The sequence below is a fragment of the Haloarcula sp. NS06 genome (genome assembly GCF_051122755.1).
Classification (GTDB): domain Archaea; phylum Halobacteriota; class Halobacteria; order Halobacteriales; family Haloarculaceae; genus Haloarcula.
The window spans coordinates 877,543-898,202 of sequence record NZ_CP184844.1; the positions used below are offsets into that span (position 1 = coordinate 877,543).

21 protein-coding genes are annotated in these 20,660 nt (G+C 59.1%); 3 read left to right on the forward strand and 18 right to left on the reverse strand.

Going from position 1 to position 20,660, the window contains the following annotated elements:
• Positions 1-28: 28 nt before the first annotated feature.
• The 18 genes from flaJ to ACODNH_RS08280 form a co-directional block, all read right to left on the reverse strand.
• The gene (gene flaJ, locus ACODNH_RS08195) at positions 29-1,777 is read right to left on the reverse strand and encodes an archaellar assembly protein FlaJ (RefSeq protein ID WP_306709138.1); all 1,749 of its coding nucleotides are present in this window, start codon (positions 1,775-1,777) and stop codon (positions 29-31) included.
• Between the two features lie 2 nt (positions 1,778-1,779).
• On the reverse strand, positions 1,780-3,453 hold the full coding sequence (locus tag ACODNH_RS08200) for a type II/IV secretion system ATPase subunit (RefSeq protein WP_127014150.1): 1,674 nt from the start codon (positions 3,451-3,453) through the stop codon (positions 1,780-1,782).
• A gap of 14 nt (positions 3,454-3,467) precedes the next feature.
• Positions 3,468-4,229, reverse strand: coding sequence for an ATPase domain-containing protein (locus tag ACODNH_RS08205; RefSeq protein ID WP_058994253.1), 762 nt, complete (start codon positions 4,227-4,229; stop codon positions 3,468-3,470).
• A complete protein-coding gene (locus ACODNH_RS08210) occupies positions 4,226-4,678 on the reverse strand; it encodes a CARDB domain-containing protein (RefSeq protein WP_306709142.1) in 453 nt (150 codons plus the stop codon). The genes ACODNH_RS08205 and ACODNH_RS08210 overlap by 4 nt, the downstream gene beginning before the upstream one ends.
• A gap of 1 nt (position 4,679) precedes the next feature.
• Positions 4,680-5,117 (reverse strand): flagellin, encoded by a 438-nt coding sequence (locus ACODNH_RS08215; protein WP_306709144.1) that lies wholly within the window; start codon positions 5,115-5,117, stop codon positions 4,680-4,682.
• Positions 5,101-6,759: a FlaD/FlaE family flagellar protein gene (locus ACODNH_RS08220; RefSeq protein ID WP_306709147.1), complete on the reverse strand. Its 1,659-nt coding sequence runs from the start codon at positions 6,757-6,759 to the stop codon at positions 5,101-5,103. The genes ACODNH_RS08215 and ACODNH_RS08220 overlap by 17 nt, the downstream gene beginning before the upstream one ends.
• Before the next feature lie 241 nt (positions 6,760-7,000).
• Complete coding sequence (locus tag ACODNH_RS08225) at positions 7,001-7,522, reverse strand: chemotaxis protein CheD (protein ID WP_058994249.1); 522 nt, start codon at positions 7,520-7,522, stop codon at positions 7,001-7,003.
• Positions 7,522-8,739 (reverse strand): chemotaxis protein CheC, encoded by a 1,218-nt coding sequence (locus ACODNH_RS08230; protein ID WP_306709149.1) that lies wholly within the window; start codon positions 8,737-8,739, stop codon positions 7,522-7,524. The genes ACODNH_RS08225 and ACODNH_RS08230 overlap by 1 nt, the downstream gene beginning before the upstream one ends.
• Positions 8,740-9,099 (reverse strand): chemotaxis protein CheY, encoded by a 360-nt coding sequence (gene cheY / locus ACODNH_RS08235; RefSeq protein ID WP_004515265.1) that lies wholly within the window; start codon positions 9,097-9,099, stop codon positions 8,740-8,742.
• An 85-nt stretch (positions 9,100-9,184) separates the two neighbouring features.
• A complete protein-coding gene (locus tag ACODNH_RS08240) occupies positions 9,185-11,251 on the reverse strand; it encodes a hypothetical protein (protein WP_306709158.1) in 2,067 nt (688 codons plus the stop codon).
• Complete coding sequence (locus tag ACODNH_RS08245; protein WP_434531241.1) at positions 11,248-11,730, reverse strand: hypothetical protein; 483 nt, start codon at positions 11,728-11,730, stop codon at positions 11,248-11,250. The genes ACODNH_RS08240 and ACODNH_RS08245 overlap by 4 nt, the downstream gene beginning before the upstream one ends.
• Before the next feature lie 128 nt (positions 11,731-11,858).
• Positions 11,859-12,434, reverse strand: coding sequence for a DUF7500 family protein (locus ACODNH_RS08250; protein ID WP_306709161.1), 576 nt, complete (start codon positions 12,432-12,434; stop codon positions 11,859-11,861).
• 89 nt (positions 12,435-12,523) lie between these two features.
• Entirely contained in the window at positions 12,524-13,150 is a 627-nt protein-coding gene (locus ACODNH_RS08255) for an archaellin/type IV pilin N-terminal domain-containing protein (RefSeq protein ID WP_306709162.1), read from the reverse strand.
• A 324-nt stretch (positions 13,151-13,474) separates the two neighbouring features.
• Entirely contained in the window at positions 13,475-14,098 is a 624-nt protein-coding gene (locus ACODNH_RS08260; RefSeq protein ID WP_306709163.1) for an archaellin/type IV pilin N-terminal domain-containing protein, read from the reverse strand.
• A 377-nt stretch (positions 14,099-14,475) separates the two neighbouring features.
• Positions 14,476-14,751: a DUF7521 family protein gene (locus ACODNH_RS08265; RefSeq protein ID WP_058994242.1), complete on the reverse strand. Its 276-nt coding sequence runs from the start codon at positions 14,749-14,751 to the stop codon at positions 14,476-14,478.
• Between the two features lie 83 nt (positions 14,752-14,834).
• Positions 14,835-15,170 (reverse strand): ArsR/SmtB family transcription factor, encoded by a 336-nt coding sequence (locus tag ACODNH_RS08270; RefSeq protein WP_004515272.1) that lies wholly within the window; start codon positions 15,168-15,170, stop codon positions 14,835-14,837.
• 156 nt (positions 15,171-15,326) lie between these two features.
• Positions 15,327-16,052, reverse strand: coding sequence for an RAD55 family ATPase (locus tag ACODNH_RS08275; RefSeq protein ID WP_058994241.1), 726 nt, complete (start codon positions 16,050-16,052; stop codon positions 15,327-15,329).
• Between the two features lie 88 nt (positions 16,053-16,140).
• Positions 16,141-16,575 (reverse strand): chemotaxis protein CheW, encoded by a 435-nt coding sequence (locus ACODNH_RS08280; RefSeq protein ID WP_170096951.1) that lies wholly within the window; start codon positions 16,573-16,575, stop codon positions 16,141-16,143.
• Positions 16,576-16,745: 170 nt separating this feature from the next.
• On the opposite strand from ACODNH_RS08280, the gene ACODNH_RS08285 reads away from it, so the two are divergent.
• Genes ACODNH_RS08285 through ACODNH_RS08295 form a run of 3 tightly spaced genes read left to right on the forward strand, consistent with a single transcriptional unit; the run spans position 16,746 to position 20,655 of the window.
• Entirely contained in the window at positions 16,746-17,852 is a 1,107-nt protein-coding gene (locus ACODNH_RS08285; RefSeq protein ID WP_306709165.1) for a protein-glutamate methylesterase/protein-glutamine glutaminase, read from the forward strand.
• Positions 17,853-17,854: 2 nt separating this feature from the next.
• Positions 17,855-19,849: a chemotaxis protein CheA gene (gene cheA, locus ACODNH_RS08290; protein ID WP_306709167.1), complete on the forward strand. Its 1,995-nt coding sequence runs from the start codon at positions 17,855-17,857 to the stop codon at positions 19,847-19,849.
• Positions 19,846-20,655 (forward strand): CheR family methyltransferase, encoded by an 810-nt coding sequence (locus ACODNH_RS08295; protein ID WP_434531242.1) that lies wholly within the window; start codon positions 19,846-19,848, stop codon positions 20,653-20,655. Before cheA ends, ACODNH_RS08295 begins: the two co-directional genes overlap by 4 nt.
• Positions 20,656-20,660 lie beyond the last annotated feature (5 nt).

The window sequence follows — 20,660 nt, forward strand, 5'->3', positions numbered from 1 at the left end:
CGAGGAAGGGCGACGAAGTAAAAAGGTACTAGATGGCGAGGAACTGCGACACCAGCCACTTCGTAAACGTCCCAGTAATAGCCCCGATCCACGAGAGAATCACGAAATGCATGTAAGTGTTGGCGTTATGGCCGCCATCAATGGTTCGGATCATCAGCGACGACAGCATCGCGCCAAACATGATAATAATGATCAGCAGGAACTCGATGAGCGGGATGTTGTAGACGCTGGTGTTGATGAGCGAGGCGGCGTCAAGCCGGCTCCCGGTGCTCAGGTTGAGCGACATATCGGCGAGGATGTTGACGACCTGTAGGCCGATGAAGAAGGCGAAAGTCGACGCGGCGGTCATCCCGTAGAGGAGGCCCACAAGCGTCGTCGCCGCCTGCTTGCGCTTCTGGCGGAGTTGTAGCACCTGATTCATGTTCTCGGAGATGAGCTCGCCCAGTTGCTTCGGGGACCCACCCATCTCGCGGCCGATGAGGTACATCTCGGAGAAGGTCTGGATGAGATAGGAGCGACAGTCCGCGGTGAAAAAACGCCAGGCTGAGGTCGGTTCGATCCGCATATTCAGCCGTTTATAGAGGTTATCGATGTTGGGCGAGAGCGCGCCGAAGTCCTTCTTGCGGAGGGTGCGAAGCACCGCACCGGTGGTAGACTGCTTCGCGCCTTCAGTTGCACCGAGCGCGCGGATGAAGTTCGGAAACTCCGAATCCCGGTCCTTGATGCGCTGTTCCTCCTGCCGGAAGGCGAGTCCGGGGATGAGCATCGGGGTGATCGGCGCAGCAGCGTACAGCGGCAGCGGCACTCCGTCAAGCATGAAAAAGAGGTCGTTCAGCGTGATCGGCGAAATCCCGAGCATCCCGCCCAGCGTGATGAACACGAGCAGCATCGACAGCCCCACGCCAGCGACCATCGATTTGTTGAGCTTAGACTCAATCGGCGACGGGTAGTCGACCGGGTGGAACCACACCGGATCGTACGGGGCCATCGAGCGGATGGCGAGGTAGAAGCCGGTCTGGACGAACACGAACATCACGATAACGGCGCTGACGGTCATCGTCGGGTTCGTCCCAGTCAGCACCGGAAGGACGACCGCGAACACCAGCGCGAATGTCATCGACAGGATCATCGACAGGTAGAGGTCCTTCATCACTTCGAGGCTGTCGAGCGAACTCTTATACACCGTCGAGTAGTGTTGGATGATCTGCTCCTGTTCGGTCAGGAGGTAGTCGTCGAGTCCCTGTCCGGCCCCGAGCGTGTACGCGAGGCGGTCGAAGAAGTCCGAAACTGCGCGGCTCGGGACCTGTTTGGCGCGGCGACGACAGGCGTCGTCAAGGCTCAGGTTCCAAGTGTCGACAAGCTGGACGATTCGGTGCATCTCCATTGCGAGTTCGCCGTACTCGTCTTCCTCGGCCAGCGTTCGGAACACCTCCATCCGGTCGATCTTCGTCGTCGCCAGCACGGTCATGTGCGTGATAAGCAGGTGAAACCGGTTGTTGAGTTCGCGTTTGCGCTGGCTCAGGAGGATCTTGGGGTAGAAAATCGCCGATGCCATCACAAGGAACCCAAGCAAGGGGATCGGTGCGCGGACTGCAATGGGCTGCTCCAGCAGCAAGGCGACGGCTGCCGAGATGATAAAAAATGCGACGGCTGGCAGCAGAATGAGAAAGAGATACCGCTCCAGCGGGATCGTCATCTGGCGGTAGGACTCAACGAGCGACTGGATCGTCTCGGATATCGTCAGATCGATGTCGCTCTCGGCTTCACCCTGTGACATTGTTAGTCGGGCCTGGCCATGTTGAACGGAATCCCTTCGACACCGTCGCGCTGGAAGTCCGAGATGAAGTCGTTGACCTCGTGATACCCCAAAATCCCCTCCTGCATGGCGCGTTCGATGAGGTTCGCGCGGAACTCGAGGTCGTCGTAGATGTCACGCGTATCCTCGTAGCCGAGCAGGGTCGCGATCTGCTCTTCGAGGACGAAAGAGTTGTTCATCCCCTGGAAGATAATTTCGTCCTCGACGGGGTCCCAGTTGAACACCTGCCGCGTGACGACACCGTCCATCTCCTTGGAGTATCCCTCGATTTCCTGAACGCTCGTCACGCGGCGAAGGACCTGATCGCCCTGCTTGACGCGGTTCTGGAACAGCGCCACGTCGGCCACGTCCATGAACGTCTCGGGGACGTTAATCGGTTCGCCAGTGAAGCGCTGAATCATCGAGACGATGTCGCTCGCGTGGAATGTTAGCATCACCGGGTGGCCGGTCTGGGCGGCCTGGAACGCCATCCGCCCCTCCTCGCCACGAACCTCACCCACGATGATGTAGTCAGGGCGAGAACGCAGTGCGGCGGCAACCAGGTCGAACATGTCGATGCTGGTTCCCTCGTCTTCACCCTCACGAGTGAGGAGTTGCTGCCAGGTGTTGTGCGGGGGGAGCACCTCAGCGGTATCCTCCGCGGTGTAGATCTTTGCGTCGTCGGGAATGAACGAGGTGATCGCGTTCAGCGTCGTCGTCTTCCCGGAGGCCGTCTCCCCGACCACGAACACCGTCTGCTCGTTCTCCAGGCAGAGCCAGAGATACGCGGCCAGTTGCGGCGACAGCGTCATCCACTTGGTAATCTGGAAGACAGACAGCGGAACGTCGTCGCCCTGACGGATCGTGAGCGAGGGGCCCTTCAGGCTCACGTCGTCGGAGTAAATGAGGTTCAGACGCGACCCGTCCGGGAGCGTCGAGTCGACGATGGGATCCGAGTCGGAGACCGGGTCGCCCATCCGCTCGCCCATGTTTCGGAGCCACTGGTCGAAGGCTTCCTCGCTCTGCCATTCGACTGTCGTTTCCAGCATCCCGTAGACCCCGTGGTCGACGTGGCATTCGCTCCGGCCGATAACGTGAATATCCTCGTTAGCCGGGTCGCGCATAACCGGTTCGAGCGGGCCAAGACCGACGATGTCGCGGTTCAGTCGGTAGAGGATGTTCTCGTAGGTCTCCTGTGTGACTTCGACGCTGCTCACGTCGGTGAGGTTCGACAGGCGCGTAAGGACGCCGTTTTCGCTGTCCTCGTCCCTGACTTTGGTCGTCTCCTGCAGGAGCTCCTCGATACGGTCGTCGAACTGAGCCTCGTTTTCGGGCGCGGGCTTGTTGACGCTGCGCTGGAGCAGGCGGTTCCGGACCTTCCCGAAGACAGCCCGCTCGTCCTCATCGAGTTCCGGTTCGATGGCGTAGTACTTCATGTCCTGACCGACGTCGCCGTAGATATGACAGAAAATGGGGCCACCGACCGGATAGAGTACGTTCGGCCGGTTCGTTTCGTAGTCGTCGTCGGCCTCATCGATGAGCATCGGGAACTCACCGGTGATCTGCTTGAACTTCTTCAGGTGGTCCCGCAGGTGGGGCCGCCGCGCTGCCATCTGTCGAAGTTCGTCCGACGGTTTCGCACGTCCGTGGTCTGTCATATCTTAGCTCACCTCTAGGCGACGCTGCGCGATTCGATGACGATGCCGGTTCCCGAGCGGACCGAGAACCCGATGGTGTCACCGACCTGTTCGCCCATGCCGGCGAATCGGAGGACGTTGATCTGCCGGCGCACGTCGTTGCCGACCTCGATCATCTCTAGTTCGATGAACACGTCGGCGATGGCCCGGAACGGGCCGATAGCCTCTTCGTCCAGCGTTGACGGGTCGACAGTGAGCATGATGCATTTGCCCTGTGAGATGACATCCCGGAAGTAAGAGATGACCTCCAGAGCTGCCTGTCGCTCCTCGTTTTGCCGGACGAGGGCTTCGAACTTGGGGTCGTTCCGGAGGATAGCGTCGAAAGTATCGATGACGACGACGTCGGCATCCCACATCACCTCAGCCTCCATCAGTCGCTTGAGGAGTTCCTTCCGGTCGGTCTGTTCGTCGCCGCCGGTGAGGGCGTTCGATTCGCCGATGTCGGCGTGCAGGAACAGCACATCCTCGTCGAGGATGTGGTCGACCATGTCATACGACAGCGAGTGCATCTGGTCGAGGAAGCTCCCGACAGTGAGTTCCGTCGAGAGGTAGGTCACTTCGTGCCCCTCTTCACAGAGGCCGTAGGTGAACCGCTGGCTCATGGCGGATTTACCGGCCCCGTAGTCCCCTTCCACGAGGATGATGCTGCCGGGTGGGATACCGCCGCCCAGTTCTTTGTTCAGCCGGTCGTGATCATCCAGTCCAAGCGAGAATAGGTCAGTACTTGCGATACTCATGTGTTAAACTCGAACACCTCCTCGTCGCCGTTGACAATGAGCTTGAGACGGTGGTCCCCACCGCTGAGGTTGTCATTGATGTCGATGCGGACGACCCCACCGGGCCGCCAGCTGTTGCCACCGTTTGGCTCCAGCGTCACCGTATAATCACTGGCAAACGTCCCATCAACGAACACATCTACCTGCCCGGGGACCGGTGCTAACGTCTCCGAACCAGTGTTTTTGACGTGAATAGTGATCGTTTCGGCGCCGTTATCGTAGATGGTGTTGCTGCCGCTGTCGGAGATGATTTCGACGTCGGTCCGGACGTCGCTGCTCACGTCCAGCCCTTGCTCCGAGACAGCGTTGCTCAGCTCGCCGATACTGCTCGTAAAGACGCCGGCCACGCTTGCGGCGATGGCCATCGACGCGATGAACAGGATCAGGTGTGAGACGGAGACACTAGCCATGTTAGCTCACCACCATCGTTTCGGCGATGCCGTTCTCGGCGACGACTTTCACCCGGTCAGGCTGACTACTGAGCGAGGTAACGGTAATCTCTAACCGCTCCTGTGACGCCCAGATGTCCGTCGAACCGTTACCGTCGACAATCGTGCCATAGCCTGTCCGGTAGTTGTTATCGACCAGCAGGTCAGTTGCTTCGATCGACAGCGTCTCGGAACCGGTGTTGTCGACGGTCACGACGAGATTGTCGTTCCCGCTGCTGTTCCACGTCGCCGAGACAAGTGAGATGTCGGTGTTTTGCTGGTCGAGCAGTCGGTCTCGCTGGTCCTCGCGGGCGTCGTTGACGCGCTCGAAGCTGTTCGCGGTCGCGGAGTAGAACATCCCGAAGCCGATGAACGCGGCCACGAAAATGATGGCTGCCGAGCCGCTAACGCTGAATCCCATCGGAACCACCCCCCACCAGTTTCGAGAGCGCAACGGCGTCAGCGCCGCTGTCACTGTCAAGCTGTGAGATGTAGTGCAGGCTCTCCGTGTGGTGGTCGATAGACAGCCCATCCCCGGTGTCGTTCACGTCGTTGAAGCCGCGAAGGTACTCCTTGAGCTGGTCCGCGACCGACTCGTCGATCCAGTCGATAGTCTCGTAGTAGTCGATAGCGCGAGCCGTCTCACGGTAGCCCGAGTGCTGGACCAGGAATTCGAGCCACTCGACGATGATGAGGTCCGCCGCGAACCCTTCCGGCATCGTCGCCAAGTACGGTTTCCCGTCATCGTCAGCATCTGCGTCCGAGCCGTCGTCCGCCGTTGCCGCATCGCCGCTGCCGGTAGCCGCGGTGCCAGTCGGCTCGGGCTCTGGTTCCGGCTCTGGCTCGGGCTCTGGTTCCGGCTCAGGCTCGGCGACCGGTTCCGGCTCTGGGTCGGGTTCCGGTTCGGCTTCCGTAGCCGCCTCGGCCTCGTCAATCCCATCGTCCTCGATAACCTCATCAAAGAGGTCGTCGTCTTCCAGCCCGCCTGCATCGCCGTCCGAATCGTCTTCGCCCAGCAGATCATCGCCCTCGTCGGCCAGCGGGTCGTCATCATCGTCCGCGAGGAGGTCATCGTCGTCTGCTTCCCCCTCGGGTTCCTCACCCTCGGCCCACTCGGCGTCGCCGGACTCGTACTCGTCTTTGAGCTCTGCGAACGATTTGCCGCCGTCGCCGTCGTCGCTGTCCTCATCCATACTCTCCTCGTCGTCCATGCTCATCCCATCGTCCATGCTCATGTCGTCCTCCGTGTCGTCGAAATCGTCGAATTCTTCGTCGAACGACCCGCCGTCGTCCTCGAAGCCGCCCATGTCGTCGCCACCGTCGTCGGGAAACATATCGTCGACACCGCCATCATCCATCGACATGTCGCCACCAGTGTCCTCCGTCAGGTCTTCGTCGAAAAAGCCCTCTGCGTCGGCGTTGGCGACATCGTCATCGATGTCCTCCTCGGTATCGTCGCTCCCGTCGTCGTCGAACAGGCCGAAGGAGCCGCCGCCTTCGCCCATGCCGCCCATGCCGCCGTCAACGTCGTCGGCAAAGGGGTTGACGCCACGGGTGACCATCTCGTAGATGTCGAGCAGCTTCCGGACGTTCTCCTCGGTTTCTTCGACGGACTCGGAGATGCTCTCGTTTTCCGTCCGCACCGTGTTGACAGTTGAGGAGAGGCTCCCGACCTCATTTTCCAGTTCGTCGAGCCGGTGTTCCAGTTCGTCGGTGTCAGGCCCGCTCGCGTCTTCCATGTCGCCGAACTCGTCGTCACCGAACCCGCCCATGTCGTCACCGTCATCGTCGAGGCCGCCAAGGCCCCCGAGATCGTCGCCACCACCGCCGAGGTCGTCGCCACCGCCACCGTCGTCACCCATCAGGCCGCCGCCGTTGGCCATCCCGCCGCCACCGTCCTCGCTCGCGTCCCCGCTCTCGTCGTCCGACAGAATCGAGTCGAACATGTTCTTGATGCTCATACCAACCAGCCCGCCGGTCAACAGGACAAAGAGGGCTGGTGCCAGTCCAACCAGTTCCGGTGAAACGGCTGGAGCCAGTGGCACGAGAGCGAGACTACTCATCTCTTGTATCTCACGCTGTTTCTACTCTTGAATATTCCCCTTAGCGTATCATATTTGATAATAATATCCCATTTTCCCGGCACGGATACGGTAAATTAACGATCCAAGTACTAGCCAATTACATTTCATATTAATTTCGGACGGAAAGCCAGGGAACAGAGTGTGGCAGTGCGGCCCCGGCAGACGAACGGCTGTCGCCCGTCTGACGCCGGATGTCAGACACAATTACGGCTCGCAGACATCACAGTGTTATCGAATCCGTGTTCGCGCTTTTGACAATGAAATTGCCAGTGTCCGCTTCGAGTTTGACGGACCGACCGTGGTCACCGCCTAGGTCTTCGCCGACAACGGGAACGCCGTGTTCATCCAGCGTCTCGCGCACCTTCTTCGCGTTGCGCGAACCGATAGAGGAGCCGTTCTCGGAGAAGTCGAGCATATCGCTCCCGCCAGCGATTTTGGCTTCCATGGCCTCCGTCGACGCCCCGACGTCGGCCATGGCTTCAATGAGCGCTTCGATGCCCGTGTCCGCGAACTTCGCATGGTTGCCGCCGTCGATATCAGCCGCCGACGGAAGCATGACATGGACGAGTCCGGCCACCGTGTTCCGAGTGTCGTATATCGCGATCCCGATACAGGAGCCCAGCCCGCTCGTGGTTAGCATGGCCGGCTCTGTGGTCACCTTGTACTCCGCGATGCCGACTTTGATACGCTCGGGCGTGCTTTGTTCGGGACTCTCTGTTTGGCTACCATCGTATACTTTCATTATTTGAAGATCTGTTCCACATCCGCGCCCGTCTCGGTCGCTCGCTCGACATCGAGGTCATTGAGGGCGGCGCGCAACTCTTTCTCGTTGGGCAAGGCGTGAATCTCAGCCTGGAACTCGATGTCGTCGGTCTGCATCTGGGAGTCGATGATAAACGCGTGCTCCTGATACTGTCCGACCTGCGCCGCAAGCGGGTCCATGATTGCCCGTCCCATGTCGTGGACGACCCGCGGCGGCGTGTGTTCGACTGACGTCTGGAGAACGTTTGCCCAGCCATCGACGAACCCGCTCGTCATGATGTTCCCCAGTTCCTCGATGGCGGCCTTGTGCTGGTCGGTGAGCTCGTCGCTGTCCATCTCGATGGGCATCATCGCCTCCGCGACGTTGATTGCCGAGACCTCGTCGAACAGCACCATAAGGTAGCCACTGGGCGTCCCAGTGAACTCGACGACCGTCCCGACGAACGTGTCCGTGCCGATCTGCTTTGGCACGTCCTCAATGGGAGCAAAGCTGATCTGTGTCACCTCCGATTCCGTCGGGATGCCGGTCATCATCTCGACGTTATCAGCGGCTTTCTGGGTGCCACTGGTCGTCATCTCGTTGAACGTCTGGAGCTTGTCGATGGGGATCGCATCGCCGTCCGTGTCGACGTGCTCTACCATCATCTCCGTGAGTGATTCATACTCAGGGAGCATGTAGATGTAGAAATTCACCGATTCGTCAATCCATTCGATCTCGGATTTGAACACGAACACCTGCTGGTGGTCGCCGTTCTCAGGCGCATCTGGGAGCACGTCGCTCCCGGATTCTTCGATATACTCCGGCGGTGAATGGTCGATGGTCGCGCCAACATAATCGGCCCAGCCGTCGATGAACCCGCTCATCATGATGTTGCCGATTTCCTCGATACCGCTTCTGGCCATCGCCTCGTCGTCGCTGCTACCGGGCATCATCTCCTCAGTGATCGTTCCGGCGCTGTCCACATCGAAGGCAAGAACGGTATCGCCCTCCAGAACGCCATCGAAAGAGAACTGGACGCCGACGAAGTCACGACCGGCCAGTTCCTCGCCGACATCTGCTCTGTCAAGCAGCGTGATCTTGGTTACGTCGACGACGGCATCGATGCCCGTCATCTGGCCCATCGACTGCGTGGCCTGTTCAGCCCCCTCGTGAGCGAGTTGGTTGAATGTGCCCAGCGACTGAATATCGACGTTCATCTATGAGGGAACGACGTCCTCGATAGCCTCCATCACACTGGGTTTCTGGAACGGCTTGGTGATGTACCCGTCAGCCCCCGCTTTCACGGCCTCTTTCATCTTCTCCTCCTGGCCGACGCTTGTACACATGATGACGTTGGCATCGGGATTGGAAGATTTGATTTCGTCCGTGGCCTCGATGCCATCCCGGATGGGCATCACGATATCCATCATGACCAGGTCTGGCCCTTCTTCTTTGAACACTTCGACAGCTTCGACTCCGTTCTCGACCTCCCCAACAATCTCGTGGTCTTCTTCGAGAATCTCGCGGAGGAGGTTACGCATAAACTCTGAATCGTCGGCGATCAGTACGTCTGGCATGCCTATCAAGCCTACATATCGTGATGAGTTAGATAAAGGTGTCCCGTAAATTATCGCGTGTGATATCGGTGGGCCCGAAACCCAGTTACACCGCAGGGAGATACGGTGTGAGAACGCGAATGAAATCGAGCGCGAAGGGGCCATACTGGAAGTACACGAGCCCCGAGAGGAGAAGGTACGCTGTCGTCAGCCCCGCCGGGAGTGCGAGGCCAAGCGTGACCATCCTAGACGGGACGCGGTCAGGAACGACTGTGCGGCCTAGTACAGTCCCGCCACAGACTGCTGCCCCACCGAGATTGAGGAGAGCATGGAACTGTACTGCCTCCCCAAGCGCCAGATCAAGTCCGGCAACGACGCCGAGTCCAAGGAGGAGACCACCAATTGTGCTCACAGCGTACCCGCCGGCAAGCCACCGCTTCGCATCGCTGACGGTTTCGTGGACGGCCGGAATCCGAACGACGCCGTACATAATAAGTGGGACCGTCGGCAGCAGATACCGAACCGTAAGCTGTGTGTGGAGTGGTAAGCGACTCAGATAGACAAGCGTGAACGCAGCTGCCAGGGCTGTGACGAGAATATCAGTCTGTGTTCGAGGCGAATACTGCGACGGGCGGACACTCCATTGCCGTAGTCGCTGAGTAGCTGACCGGACCAAGACCACAGGAAGTGCCGCGACCGCGCCGAAAACCGGGACGGCCTCGACCATCGTAAGTTCGATTGCCTCATAGGAATTAGGAGCATAGTTGATCCGTGGCGCGGAGCCGCTCCGCAAGAATATCTGGAACATTCGCTCCGGCGTAGTCAGGACGCCGAGACCGCGACTGACCGCATCCGAGACAAATTCTATTGCGGGTGCCGCAGGTCCCATGACCCGTTCGAACAGGCCGAGAAGCGGTGTTACAATCGGCGTTCCGGTATCACCGCCCGTCCCTGTGGAGTCACTACCACCGGTCCCGCCAGCACTTCCATCGGACCCCCCGCCAGTACCCCCATCCGTTCCAGCACCCTCAGTGCCGCCAGCGCCACTACCCCCATCCGCTCCAGCGCCCTCAGTGCCGCCAGTGCCGCTACCGCCACCCGTTCCGGCATCGCCGCCGGTATCGGGTGTGAATTCGACGTTCGCACCACCAACGGCGGAGAGCAACCGCGGCGGTTTGACCGGGTTGCCAGAGATAAGGAAATTCGTCACGAGCATCGGGAGCGACCCGAGGAAGAGCGCGAGGGCGACAACGGCCAGATGGACGAGCGAGTTGCGTCTTGCAGTGACAAGGTCCACGAGGGTCAGTATCACCACCAGGAAGAACCCCTCGAAGGCATGGGTCCAGGTTACCAGCCCAGCAGTGATATACGCGCCAGCGCGAAAGCCGAGCCCGAGTCGGTGTCTGGAGTCGGCATACGCAAGTCGGCTCCGAGCGAACAGGTACACCGTCGTCAGTAGCAACAACCCCACCAGAACGTGCCGTTTCGGAAGCGAAGCCCAGAATCCGACAGATGAGGCGATACCGATTGCAACACCGGCCGCCAGAGCGACCGAGCGGTCGTGCCAGATGCTGACGAGGCGGTAGAGAACGACACTGGTCGTCGCCGCTGCAAGCATCGTCGAGATCTGGAATGCGGCTATTGGGATCGCGGTGTCCGGAAGGGCTGTCGCTGTCAGCGAACCAACCAGAAACAGGACGGCGACGAGGCCGCTACCGACCCACAGAACCGTACGCCTAGCGGTATCGGTGTGGCGCTGTCCGAGCACGCTAACGTGAGACACAAAGACGAGTGCAGTGCCCGACCAGAGTCCAAGGAGCAATAGCCGGGGAGTGATGAGCACGGACAGCGCCTGAAGGGCCCAAACCAGCGGGACAGCCAGCAGGATCTGTCCGTAGTTTCGCCCGTACAGTCTGCCGCCGGACTCGTGCAGGCCCGGTTGGGCGCCGAGTGTCAGAGTGTACGGCGTCTCTGTGATGTGGAGGTGCCCGTTCGAGACAGCGACAAGCGCGTTGGCAGTTGTGTACGTGTCGGTGATGAAAATGCCAACGCGCCAGTAGAGCCCAAACGTAACGAGCAGGCCGAGCCAGAGAACATAGCCGTAGCGGTCACCGAACACAGCCGTTCCGACCTGTCGACACCGGCCCGTGAACCACTCGATGTCTCGAGTCATCGCTCCACCTGCACTGTGACGTTTTCAGCAACGATTGTCTCGGAAGTTTCAAAGCTCTGGACCTGAAGCAGGACGGTTCCCCTGTACGCGTCTCGCTCCAGTGACGACCATCGTACCGCTCTGTCGCCCGGTGCGAGTCGATATGTTCCGGACTGGCCGTCCGAAAGGACCTGCTCGTCTTCGCGGGAGATATCGAGCGCAGGGACCGCGACCTGATACAGCAGCCTCGGGCGGCCCGTGACAGAGTCGACGGTCACGCTGGCATCCGGGACTCGGAGATATGCAACGTTCGTGCCGAACCGGCCGTTCGTGATCCGTATCTCTGATGTCGGTAGTTGTACGGAACTGATAGCCGCCGTTCCGTCACCGATAGTCGTCGGCTGTGTCCTGACAGCGTCGACGCCGACGAGCGGTCCCGTCACGACGAGCGTTACCAGAATCAGCAGGGCGACAACCCTCGGCGGCTGGCGCGGGACCATTATCTACCCTACACACTGCTGTCCCCGGATTTAAATCCCTCGTCGGTTATACAGGCTGCTGTTCCTGTTCACCGCGACGGCTACCCGAGTGCAGATAGTTGTTGCGCCAATGACGGCAACGGTCCGTCTCAGAGTTCAGCACCGTCGGCGTCTTCGACGGCCTGTAAGAGGTCAGCGATGGAATCATCCGGTGTCAGTTGCGTCGACCGGACGAGCTGTTTGATGACCCCTGGCGGGTAGCGAACTGGCACGTTCGACTCCGACAGCAGAATACCCAGCACTTCTTCGACCGGTGTCGACCCATCCATCTGGCGACCGTACCAGAGCATGAAGCTCTCGAAAACGGTGACGATATCATTGGAGGCGAGCTGTTGCTGGTCGACGTCGCCGTCGAACTTCGCGGTCACGTCGAAGCCGTATCTGGCGTTGGAGTCGGCCATCTGTTCAGCAAGCCACTCGTGGACGTTCGCATCGGAGAACTCAGGAGCTGACGGCTCCGGATCTGGTGCAGGAGACGGCGGGGATTCAGACGCCGAATCCGATGAAACGTGGTTCCCGTAGGAGTCGTCAGTGCGGACATCCGACGAAACGACATAACGACCCTCGTCGATTTCAGTAACGTGCTCGTCGTCGGCAATATCGAGCTCTTCAGGCGAGAGTACCTTGCCCTCTTCTGGATTCGGTTCGTCTGACCGCCGAGCCATAACGACTAGTGTGTGTGGCTATCGTATAACTCCGTCGCTGGTCAGGGTGGACGAAAAGAGAACTGCGTTGAACCGAAAAATGGCCGAATTTAGAGGCTGACTGCGGAGTTACCAGACAGAGTCTCCGGGACGACCAGCCGAGCGGTCGTCGTGCCACCGGATTGGGTGTTCAGGCGAACCGTCGCCGTCTCACCCTCGCCGAGACCGTCACCGTCGCCGCTTCCGCGGATCTGTTCAGCGCTGAAGATGATCGTCGCACGGTCGGACGGGTCGTTCAGAACTTGGCTCCCTGAAATCGAGTCGTCGTCGTCCTGAACATCATTGACAGCGAAGGAGGACCCGTCGGGGTTTGGCGTATTACTGTATCCAGCCGAGGTGAGGTCGTACGAGCCAGTAGAGTCAACCCATTGAGCGATCGTACTACCGATGTCGATGTTCCCTGCACCGGGTGCCTTCTTGACGGTTAGCTTGACCGTGTTGATCGTGCTGCTGGATGATTGGATGTCTTCACCGACGGCGTTGACGAGCTGCAGTCGGTTCGTCACTTGGTCACTGCTCTGTTGTCCGGTTTCCTCTGCACTGCTCTGGAGGAAGCCGGCCGTGTTGATCAGGACGCCCGCAGCAATCGCCGCCACCAGCACCATCGCGATGAACACGATCAGGGTGCCGATACCGACCTGCCCGCGGTCGTCGTCGTTCGTTAGTTCCGTTAGCATTGTTGATCCGGGTCTGTCTGACCCTATCAGTTGACTCTTTTCACTGGTAATAATACCTCCTCTCAAATTATGCGATTTGATAACCGAATATCTAGTGGTTGTAAACAACAGCCTCAGAGATCGAGGACAGTATCTATCCGAAAATAGACGCAGCGCTGAATTCTATCTCTGAGAGCAGTAGTCAACGAACAATGAGTATCGTAAGTCGCAGATGACTGTGTGTGCCGGAGTCAGTATTGCGTCGCAGGCTATCCGGTGAAAAGTGCGCAGAAGGCAGAATAAGCTATGCGTATGGCAGCAATTGAAACTGAAAGATATGACGTCTTAGAGGCTGACTGCGGAGTTACCAGACAGAGTCTCCGGGACGACTAGCCGAGCGGTCGTCGTGCCACCGGACTGCGTGTTCAGGCGAACCGTCGCCGTCTCACCCTCACCGAGGCCGTCATCAGCAGCGCCACCGCGGATCTGTTCAGCGCTAAAGATGATCACCGCGCGGTCAGACGGGTCGTTCAGGACCTGGCTGCCTGAAATCGATCCGTCATCATCCTGGATATCAGCGACGGAGAACTCGCTTGAGCCTGGGTTACCGTCGTAGGTTCCTTCGTAGGTGAGGTCGTACGAGCCACTGGAGTCGACCCACTGGGCGATTGTACTGCCGATATCGATGTTCCCCGCACCGGGTGCCTTCTTGACGGTTAGCTTGACCGTGTCGATCGTGCTGCTGGACGATCGAATGTCTTCACCGACGGCGTTGACGAGCTGCAGTCGGTTCGTCACTTGGTCACTGCTCTGTTGTCCGGTTTCCTCTGCACTGCTCTGGAGGAACCCAGCCGTGTTGATCAGGACGCCCGCAGCGATCGCCGCCACCAGCACCATCGCGATGAACACGATCAGGGTGCCGATACCGACCTGCCCGCGGTCGTCGTCGTTCGTTAGTTCCGTTAGCATTGTTAATCCGGGTCTGTCTGACCCTATGCAACCGTTCTTTTCGCCAGTAATAATACCTCCCCCCAAATTATGCTACTTGATAATAGGTTGCTGAGCGTCTGAGGAGTGTATTTTCCAATAGAACGCCTATCATTTGGTCTGAGGAAGATAGCTGAACCATGTCGGCCCTAAGAATCAGATTTAATTGCTTCTGTAGGTCGGTATCAGCGGTGGAAATAGCCGGTCGTCCGGCGTGTGGTCGGAGGTATCGTGTTGCGTTCAAACTGGTGAATGGTGCGGTCTGTAGAAGAGAATATATTGAAACCGTGTCGACAGAGAGACCAAGCACAGAGAAATCAGCTCACAGGCAGGTCAGCTGATGTAGTCGAGGTACATACTCACTCGTACGTGACCAGACTGTACATTACGAACAGATAGCCGAAAGTCGTCAGCCCACTGTTGACTAACAACAACGAGCGGACACCCTCGAAATCGTTGATGAACGCGCTAATCATTGTCGCGGCCGCGCCCGCGATTGCAAGCGAAAATCCCACTGAGAGGTGAAGCATCGCCTCCCGGGATGTCTGGACGTACGCGCGCATGGCCATCCCGACCATTGTCAGTCCGGCTACGACGAACACAAGCGTCGATATGGCATAGAGAAGTTCTATCATCAGCACTGTACAGTGCTACAGCGAACCCGTTATTAAATCCATGCTCGAAAATATCTTTCGTGATAACGCTGAGAAGAGAGCCTCTAGCGCTCGGATAGGGTCCGCCACGCCTCGTCGAGTTTGTTGGTCACTTCCGACCGCTCTTCGATGTGGACAGTCAGTTCATCGTCGAAGTCGACCCGGACTTCGTCCACGTTCCGCCGGTATACTTTGATACGTCGGCGGTCATCAGAGAGAATATTATCGTGGAGTTCTAGGAGGTCATGTTCGGTCAGTTCATCGATCCGTCGATAACACGTCGCGATGGGGATTCCAAGTTCGTCGCTGAGTTCCTGTGCGGAGACCGGTTCATCCGTCGCGTCGAGAATTTCGGCACTGTATTTATTGCCAAGCGTCTGAAGAATCTCCCCTGAATCCATCGTTATCAAATAATAAATTCAGTCGATAATAAAGCTATCGCCTGTGATACCGAGTGAAAGAGAGACAAACACGCACCGCGGGACGTTTGTACGGAAACGGCGTTCTGTGTCGCTGTATCCGTCGTTCTCCGGAGTAATAATGACTCTATTCTATCGTTAAATTGGTGATTCTTCCTCGCTCATCATCGAGAAGGCGCTGGCGTTCTGGTGGACATCGATACCGCCGTGGTCAATCTCCATCGGATAGATATCCGTCTCAATATTCTGCTTTCGCATCTTGGCGACCCAGACGTATCTGTTCACGCCGGTATCAGTCGGGGTCTGGATGAGGTAGATGTTGCCGTCAGTTAGATAGTTCTCCAGTCCGATGTCGGTGTCCGGGAAGACGGCCCCTTGCTCGTTGGTCATCAGCGTCGTGAGACCGCTGTCGCTGAGGATGTCAGTGAACTTCAGGAGATACGTCCGCTTCTCCTTCTCGTTTTCGAAGAACAATTCGAACATGGCAAGCGAGTCAAGCACCAGTCGATCGTAGTCACCGTCTTCGAGTTCCTCCAGGAGAATATCCAGCGAGGACGTGAAGTCGTTCTCGCGCAGGAGGACCTGCTTATCGTACACTTTGATGTCGCCGTTATCGACGTACTCTTGCCAGTTTTCGAAGCCGATGGATTCGGCGGCCTCCTGAAGGTCCGACTCGTCTTCCTCGAAGGAGAGATAGATGCCCTTCTCGTCGTACTTTTCGACGCCGTTGTAGATGTACTGGAGACAGAGGATCGATTTCCCGGCACCGGGGTTGCCGCTCACCAGTGTCGTCGAGTTCTTCACAATGCCGCCGTTCAGAATGTCGTCGAGGCCCTCGATCCCCGTTTTGGTTTGCTCAATCATAGTTTCGGAAGGAACTGGAAGTTGATTAGATACTTCTCTGTCGGGAATGTTAAAAAGTCTTGCTGGTGTGTCGCTAAACAAACCGGAATCAGTCACCAGCGTGGACGATGGCGGGGTCCACCCAGATAACAAAACTGTCATCTCGCTTGATGACGCCCCGAATTGAGCCGGCATCGTTCGCGGGGGACTGGTCGACCTGCTCCGGAGTGACCTGCACGACCTGATACACCTCATCGACGAGCCAGCCGGCTGCGCCCTGTTCCTCGACGATCTCTGGGTCGAAGACGATAATTCGCTTCTCCGCACCCTCGTCTCCGATGCCGAAGACGACCTTGGGGTCGACGATTGATGTCGTGCGCCCGCGAAGGTCCATGACACCACGGACGTGTGGCGGGGCGTTCGGGACGGACGTGAGTTCGCCGATATCGACGATCTCAGTCACGTAGTCGATACTCACGCAGTACGTTTCCGAGCCGAGCTGGAACTCGAGTACTTGGCCGGTGGTGGCTGACTGTGCTGCCATTGCGGTTCTTATCCAAACTGTCGCGGATAGTGGCGCATAAAGGTGCCTGCTGGGCTATCAACTTTGATTACGTGGGCGGAGTATTTATTTCGGGGCCGGACGGGATTTGGAAGTAGGTATGAGGATGTCTCGTTCGCCGATGTCTCCTGTCCGACGGGAGCGTTGGTGATATGGCAGATGGTGTCCGCGCCGTGGTCGCAGACGACTCTCACTTCATGCGGAGTGTCATCTCTGATATCCTCAGTGATGGCGGTATTGACGTCGTCGCGCAGGCGCGTGACGGCGAGGAGGCAGTGTCGGCCGTTATCGAACACAAACCGGACGTCGTGACGATGGATGTCGAGATGCCGGTAATGAACGGCATCGAGGCGACGGAGCGAATCATGGCCGAGTCTCCGACGCCGGTGTTGATGCTGTCGGCCCACACCGACGAAAACGCCGATGTGACGTTCGAAGCACTCGATAAGGGTGCGGTCGACTTCTTCACCAAGCCCGGTGGTGAGGTGTCGATGGAGATGTCACGCCTGAAAGACCAGCTGGTCGAGATGGTCAGCTCCGTCGCGGCGGTCGATGTCGGCGCGACGCGCAGCCGCAGCGGGACAAGCAGCGACAATGGAGCAGCAACGACGGCCGGCGGCTCAGCTACTGGCCGGAGGGAAACCGGGGGCTCGTCAAGTCAGGCGAGCTACGTTGCGAACCCGACGCTCGTCATCGGCTCTTCGACCGGCGGCCCGAAGATGGTGGAACAGGTAATGGAGAATCTCCCCATTGAGGCCGATCTACGGGTGCTCATCATCCAGCACATGCCGGAGGGGTTCACCGGCCGGTTCGCCGAGCGGATCAACACGCGAAGCGATTACGAGGTCCGGGAGGCCACCGACGGGGCGCGCATCGGCGGCGGCGAAGGCCTTGTCGCCGCCGGTGACCGACACATGGAGGTCAAGAACTACCGGAACGGCCGACTGCGGACGAAGCTGACACAAGACGAACCGGTCAACAGTGTCCGTCCGGCCGTCGACGTGACTATGCGAACAGCCGCGGAGACGATCGACGACCCGCTCGTCGGCCTCATCCTCACCGGGATGGGCGAAGACGGCGCAGACGGAATTCGGCGGATCAAGCAGGCCGGTGGCAAGACCATCGCACAGGACGAGGCCACGTCCGCGGTGTACGGCATGCCAAAGCGCGCCGCCGAAACAGGCTGTGTGGACACTGTCTTGCCTATCGACGACATTGCGGACGGCATTATCGACACGATTACCACTGAGGTGACCTGACAATGGACGACCAGTATCTAGACGCATTCATCCGTGAAAGTGAAGAAGCGATTACCGAACTCAACAACTCACTGCTCGAACTCGAGTCCGACCCCTCCAACACGGAGGCAATGGATTCGATCTTCCGGACAGCCCACACGCTGAAGGGCAACTTCGGGGCGATGGGCTTTGACAACGCAGCGAATCTCGCGCACGCGATGGAGGACTTGCTCGACGAGATGCGCCAGGGCGAGATGGAGGTTACGCCGGATCTGATGGACCTCGTCTTCGCCGGCGTCGACCAGATAGAGGTCATCGTCGGAGAGATCGAAGAGCACGGCGAATCGGGGACGGAGACCGACGAGATGGTCGAGGAACTCCGAGCTGTCCTCGAAGAGGGGGCCGCCGCCGCGGGCGACACCGAAACGACAGACGACAGCGACTCGTCAGACAGCGACGAGTCGCTCACCACGGATGCGGGCGTCAGTGATGCTGACATTGACGGTGATGCCGTCGGCGAGCGGGTCCTGCAGGCCGAGATCAGTGTCGGGGAGTCAGATATGCTCGGCGTCGACTCGATGCTGGCCGTCGAATCCATCGAGGGGCGGTTCGATATTCTCGATTCGAGTCCGAGCCGTGCCGATATCGAGGACGGTGAGTTCGAGGACACGTTCGTCCTGTATCTCGACGGCCCCGACGCGGCGACTGTTGACGCCGAACTCGGTACGACTGGAAAGGTCGACAGTTTCGACGTAACCGACGTGACCGATGAGCTGGTAAGCGACACAGACACCGGCTCCAATGCTGCCGACGATAGCGGGTCGAGCTCGGATTCGGATTCGGGTTCCGACCCAGAGGCCGAAGAAGAAGAACACAGCGTCGACGAGATCAAGTCCGTCCGCGTGGACGTGGACCAGCTTGACGACCTCCACGGGCTCGTCGAGCAACTGGTCACGAGCCGAATCAAGCTCCGGCGTGGCGTCGAGAAAGACGACCTCGATTCCACCGGCGAGACGCTGAACGAACTGGACAAGATTACGGCGAATCTCCAGAACACAGTGATGGATATGCGGCTCATCCCGCTGAAGAAAGTCGTCGGGAAGTTCCCGCGGCTCGTCCGGGACCTCGCGCGCGAACTCGACAAAGACATCGAGTTCGAAATCGAGGGCGAGGATATCGAGCTCGACCGAACCATCCTCACCGAGATTTCGGACCCGCTGATGCACATCCTGCGGAACTCGGTCGACCACGGGATCGAGTCACCCGAGGAGCGCGAACAGGCGGGCAAGCCACGTACCGGTCACATCACGCTCCGGGCTTCCCGGGAGCGCGACCACGTTATCATCGAAGTCGAGGACGACGGGGCCGGGCTTGATGTGCAAGGGATCAGAGAGAAGGCAATCGAGAAGGGCGTCCGCTCGCCAGAGGAACTGGACGCGATGGACGACTCCGCAGTGTATGACCTCGTGTTCCATCCTGGCTTCTCGACGGCCGACGAGGTGACCGACACTAGCGGGCGTGGCGTCGGAATGGACGTCGTCCACGACACGGTCTCCCAACTCGATGGGTCAGTCAGCGTTGACTCCGAACCGGGTGAAGGAACGACTGTCTCACTGCGCCTGCCGGTGACGATGGCGATCGTCAAGGTGCTGTTCGTCAAGGTCGGCGGCGAGGAGTACGGTGTCCCGATCAAGAACGTCGACGAGATTACCGGGACGGAGGAGGCAAAGCAGGTCAACGGCCAGGAGGTCATCAAGCACAACGACGAGATCTACCCGGTCATCCACCTCGACGACACCTTCGACATCGAGGGCGAGACGGCCAACGGCGACGGGATGCTCGTCCGCATACGCGAGTCCGAGCGCCAGGTCGCGCTCCACTGTGACTCGGTCAACAGCCAAGAAGAGGTCGTCGTCAAGCCCCTAGAGGGGATCCTCTCGGGAACACCCGGCCTCTCGGGCACGGCCGTCCTCGGTGACGGGAACATCGTCCACATCCTCGACGTGGTGACGCTATGAACAAAGGCAGCGATCGGACGTTCAATGACCTTGTAGAGTTTGTCGGCGAAGAGATGGACTTCGAGTCGGGCTTTTACAACGACTCGTATCTCGACCGCCGTATCACCGCGCGGATGCGCCGGACCGACACCGAGGACTACCAGAGCTACCAGCGACTGCTGGAACGCGACAACGGCGAGCGCGAGGAACTGCTCGATTCGCTGTCGATCAACGTCACCAGCTTCTTTCGGAACCCAGACGCGTGGGAGCGACTCCGGCCGGTCCTCCGAGAACTCACGGAGAACAACCGTCGCGTCAGGCTCTGGTCCGCCCCGAGTGCCGACGGCCGCGAGCCGTATTCGGCAGCGATGCTGGCACTCGATGACCCCGAGATTGACGCACGCCGAGTCGAGATCACGGCGACAGACATCAACGCCGACATCCTCGAAGAGGCCCGTAAAGGGACCTACGCGACCTCCCAGACGACCGACATCGCTGATGAACTGGAGCCGCTGGACGATTACACGAAGTACATCGAGCAGGACGGCGATACGTTTCAGGTTCGGGACCAGGTCAAAGAGATGGTCACGTTCGAACAGCACGACCTCATCAGGGGCGACCCCAAGCGCGATTTCGATCTGGTGTTCTGCCGGAACCTCCTCATCTACATCGATTCGGAGTTCAAGGTCCCCATCTTCGAGACGATTCGCGGGTCACTCCGCGAGGGCGGCTACCTCATGATCGGCATGACCGAGACGCTGCCCGCGGAGTGTCGGGATTCTTTCGACGCGGTCGACAAACGACACCGCATCTACCGGCGTGTGTAGCGACC

Excerpts from the sequence above, each read along its gene's own strand:
- flaJ (WP_306709138.1), bottom strand. The coding sequence starts at position 1,777 with ATGTCACAGGGTGAAGCCGAGAGCGACATCGATCTGACGATATCCGAG.
- ACODNH_RS08200 (WP_127014150.1), bottom strand. The coding sequence starts at position 3,453 with ATGACAGACCACGGACGTGCGAAACCGTCGGACGAACTTCGACAGATG.
- ACODNH_RS08205 (WP_058994253.1), bottom strand. The coding sequence starts at position 4,229 with ATGAGTATCGCAAGTACTGACCTATTCTCGCTTGGACTGGATGATCAC.
- ACODNH_RS08210 (WP_306709142.1), bottom strand. The coding sequence starts at position 4,678 with ATGGCTAGTGTCTCCGTCTCACACCTGATCCTGTTCATCGCGTCGATG.
- ACODNH_RS08215 (WP_306709144.1), bottom strand. The coding sequence starts at position 5,117 with ATGGGATTCAGCGTTAGCGGCTCGGCAGCCATCATTTTCGTGGCCGCG.
- ACODNH_RS08220 (WP_306709147.1), bottom strand. The coding sequence starts at position 6,759 with ATGAGTAGTCTCGCTCTCGTGCCACTGGCTCCAGCCGTTTCACCGGAA.
- ACODNH_RS08225 (WP_058994249.1), bottom strand. The coding sequence starts at position 7,522 with ATGAAAGTATACGATGGTAGCCAAACAGAGAGTCCCGAACAAAGCACG.
- ACODNH_RS08230 (WP_306709149.1), bottom strand. The coding sequence starts at position 8,739 with ATGAACGTCGATATTCAGTCGCTGGGCACATTCAACCAACTCGCTCAC.
- cheY (WP_004515265.1), bottom strand. The coding sequence starts at position 9,099 with ATGCCAGACGTACTGATCGCCGACGATTCAGAGTTTATGCGTAACCTC.
- ACODNH_RS08240 (WP_306709158.1), bottom strand. The coding sequence starts at position 11,251 with ATGACTCGAGACATCGAGTGGTTCACGGGCCGGTGTCGACAGGTCGGA.
- ACODNH_RS08245 (WP_434531241.1), bottom strand. The coding sequence starts at position 11,730 with ATGGTCCCGCGCCAGCCGCCGAGGGTTGTCGCCCTGCTGATTCTGGTA.
- ACODNH_RS08250 (WP_306709161.1), bottom strand. The coding sequence starts at position 12,434 with ATGGCTCGGCGGTCAGACGAACCGAATCCAGAAGAGGGCAAGGTACTC.
- ACODNH_RS08255 (WP_306709162.1), bottom strand. The coding sequence starts at position 13,150 with ATGCTAACGGAACTAACGAACGACGACGACCGCGGGCAGGTCGGTATC.
- ACODNH_RS08260 (WP_306709163.1), bottom strand. The coding sequence starts at position 14,098 with ATGCTAACGGAACTAACGAACGACGACGACCGCGGGCAGGTCGGTATC.
- ACODNH_RS08265 (WP_058994242.1), bottom strand. The coding sequence starts at position 14,751 with ATGATAGAACTTCTCTATGCCATATCGACGCTTGTGTTCGTCGTAGCC.
- ACODNH_RS08270 (WP_004515272.1), bottom strand. The coding sequence starts at position 15,170 with ATGGATTCAGGGGAGATTCTTCAGACGCTTGGCAATAAATACAGTGCC.
- ACODNH_RS08275 (WP_058994241.1), bottom strand. The coding sequence starts at position 16,052 with ATGATTGAGCAAACCAAAACGGGGATCGAGGGCCTCGACGACATTCTG.
- ACODNH_RS08280 (WP_170096951.1), bottom strand. The coding sequence starts at position 16,575 with ATGGCAGCACAGTCAGCCACCACCGGCCAAGTACTCGAGTTCCAGCTC.
- ACODNH_RS08285 (WP_306709165.1), top strand. The coding sequence starts at position 16,746 with ATGGCAGATGGTGTCCGCGCCGTGGTCGCAGACGACTCTCACTTCATG.
- cheA (WP_306709167.1), top strand. The coding sequence starts at position 17,855 with ATGGACGACCAGTATCTAGACGCATTCATCCGTGAAAGTGAAGAAGCG.
- ACODNH_RS08295 (WP_434531242.1), top strand. The coding sequence starts at position 19,846 with ATGAACAAAGGCAGCGATCGGACGTTCAATGACCTTGTAGAGTTTGTC.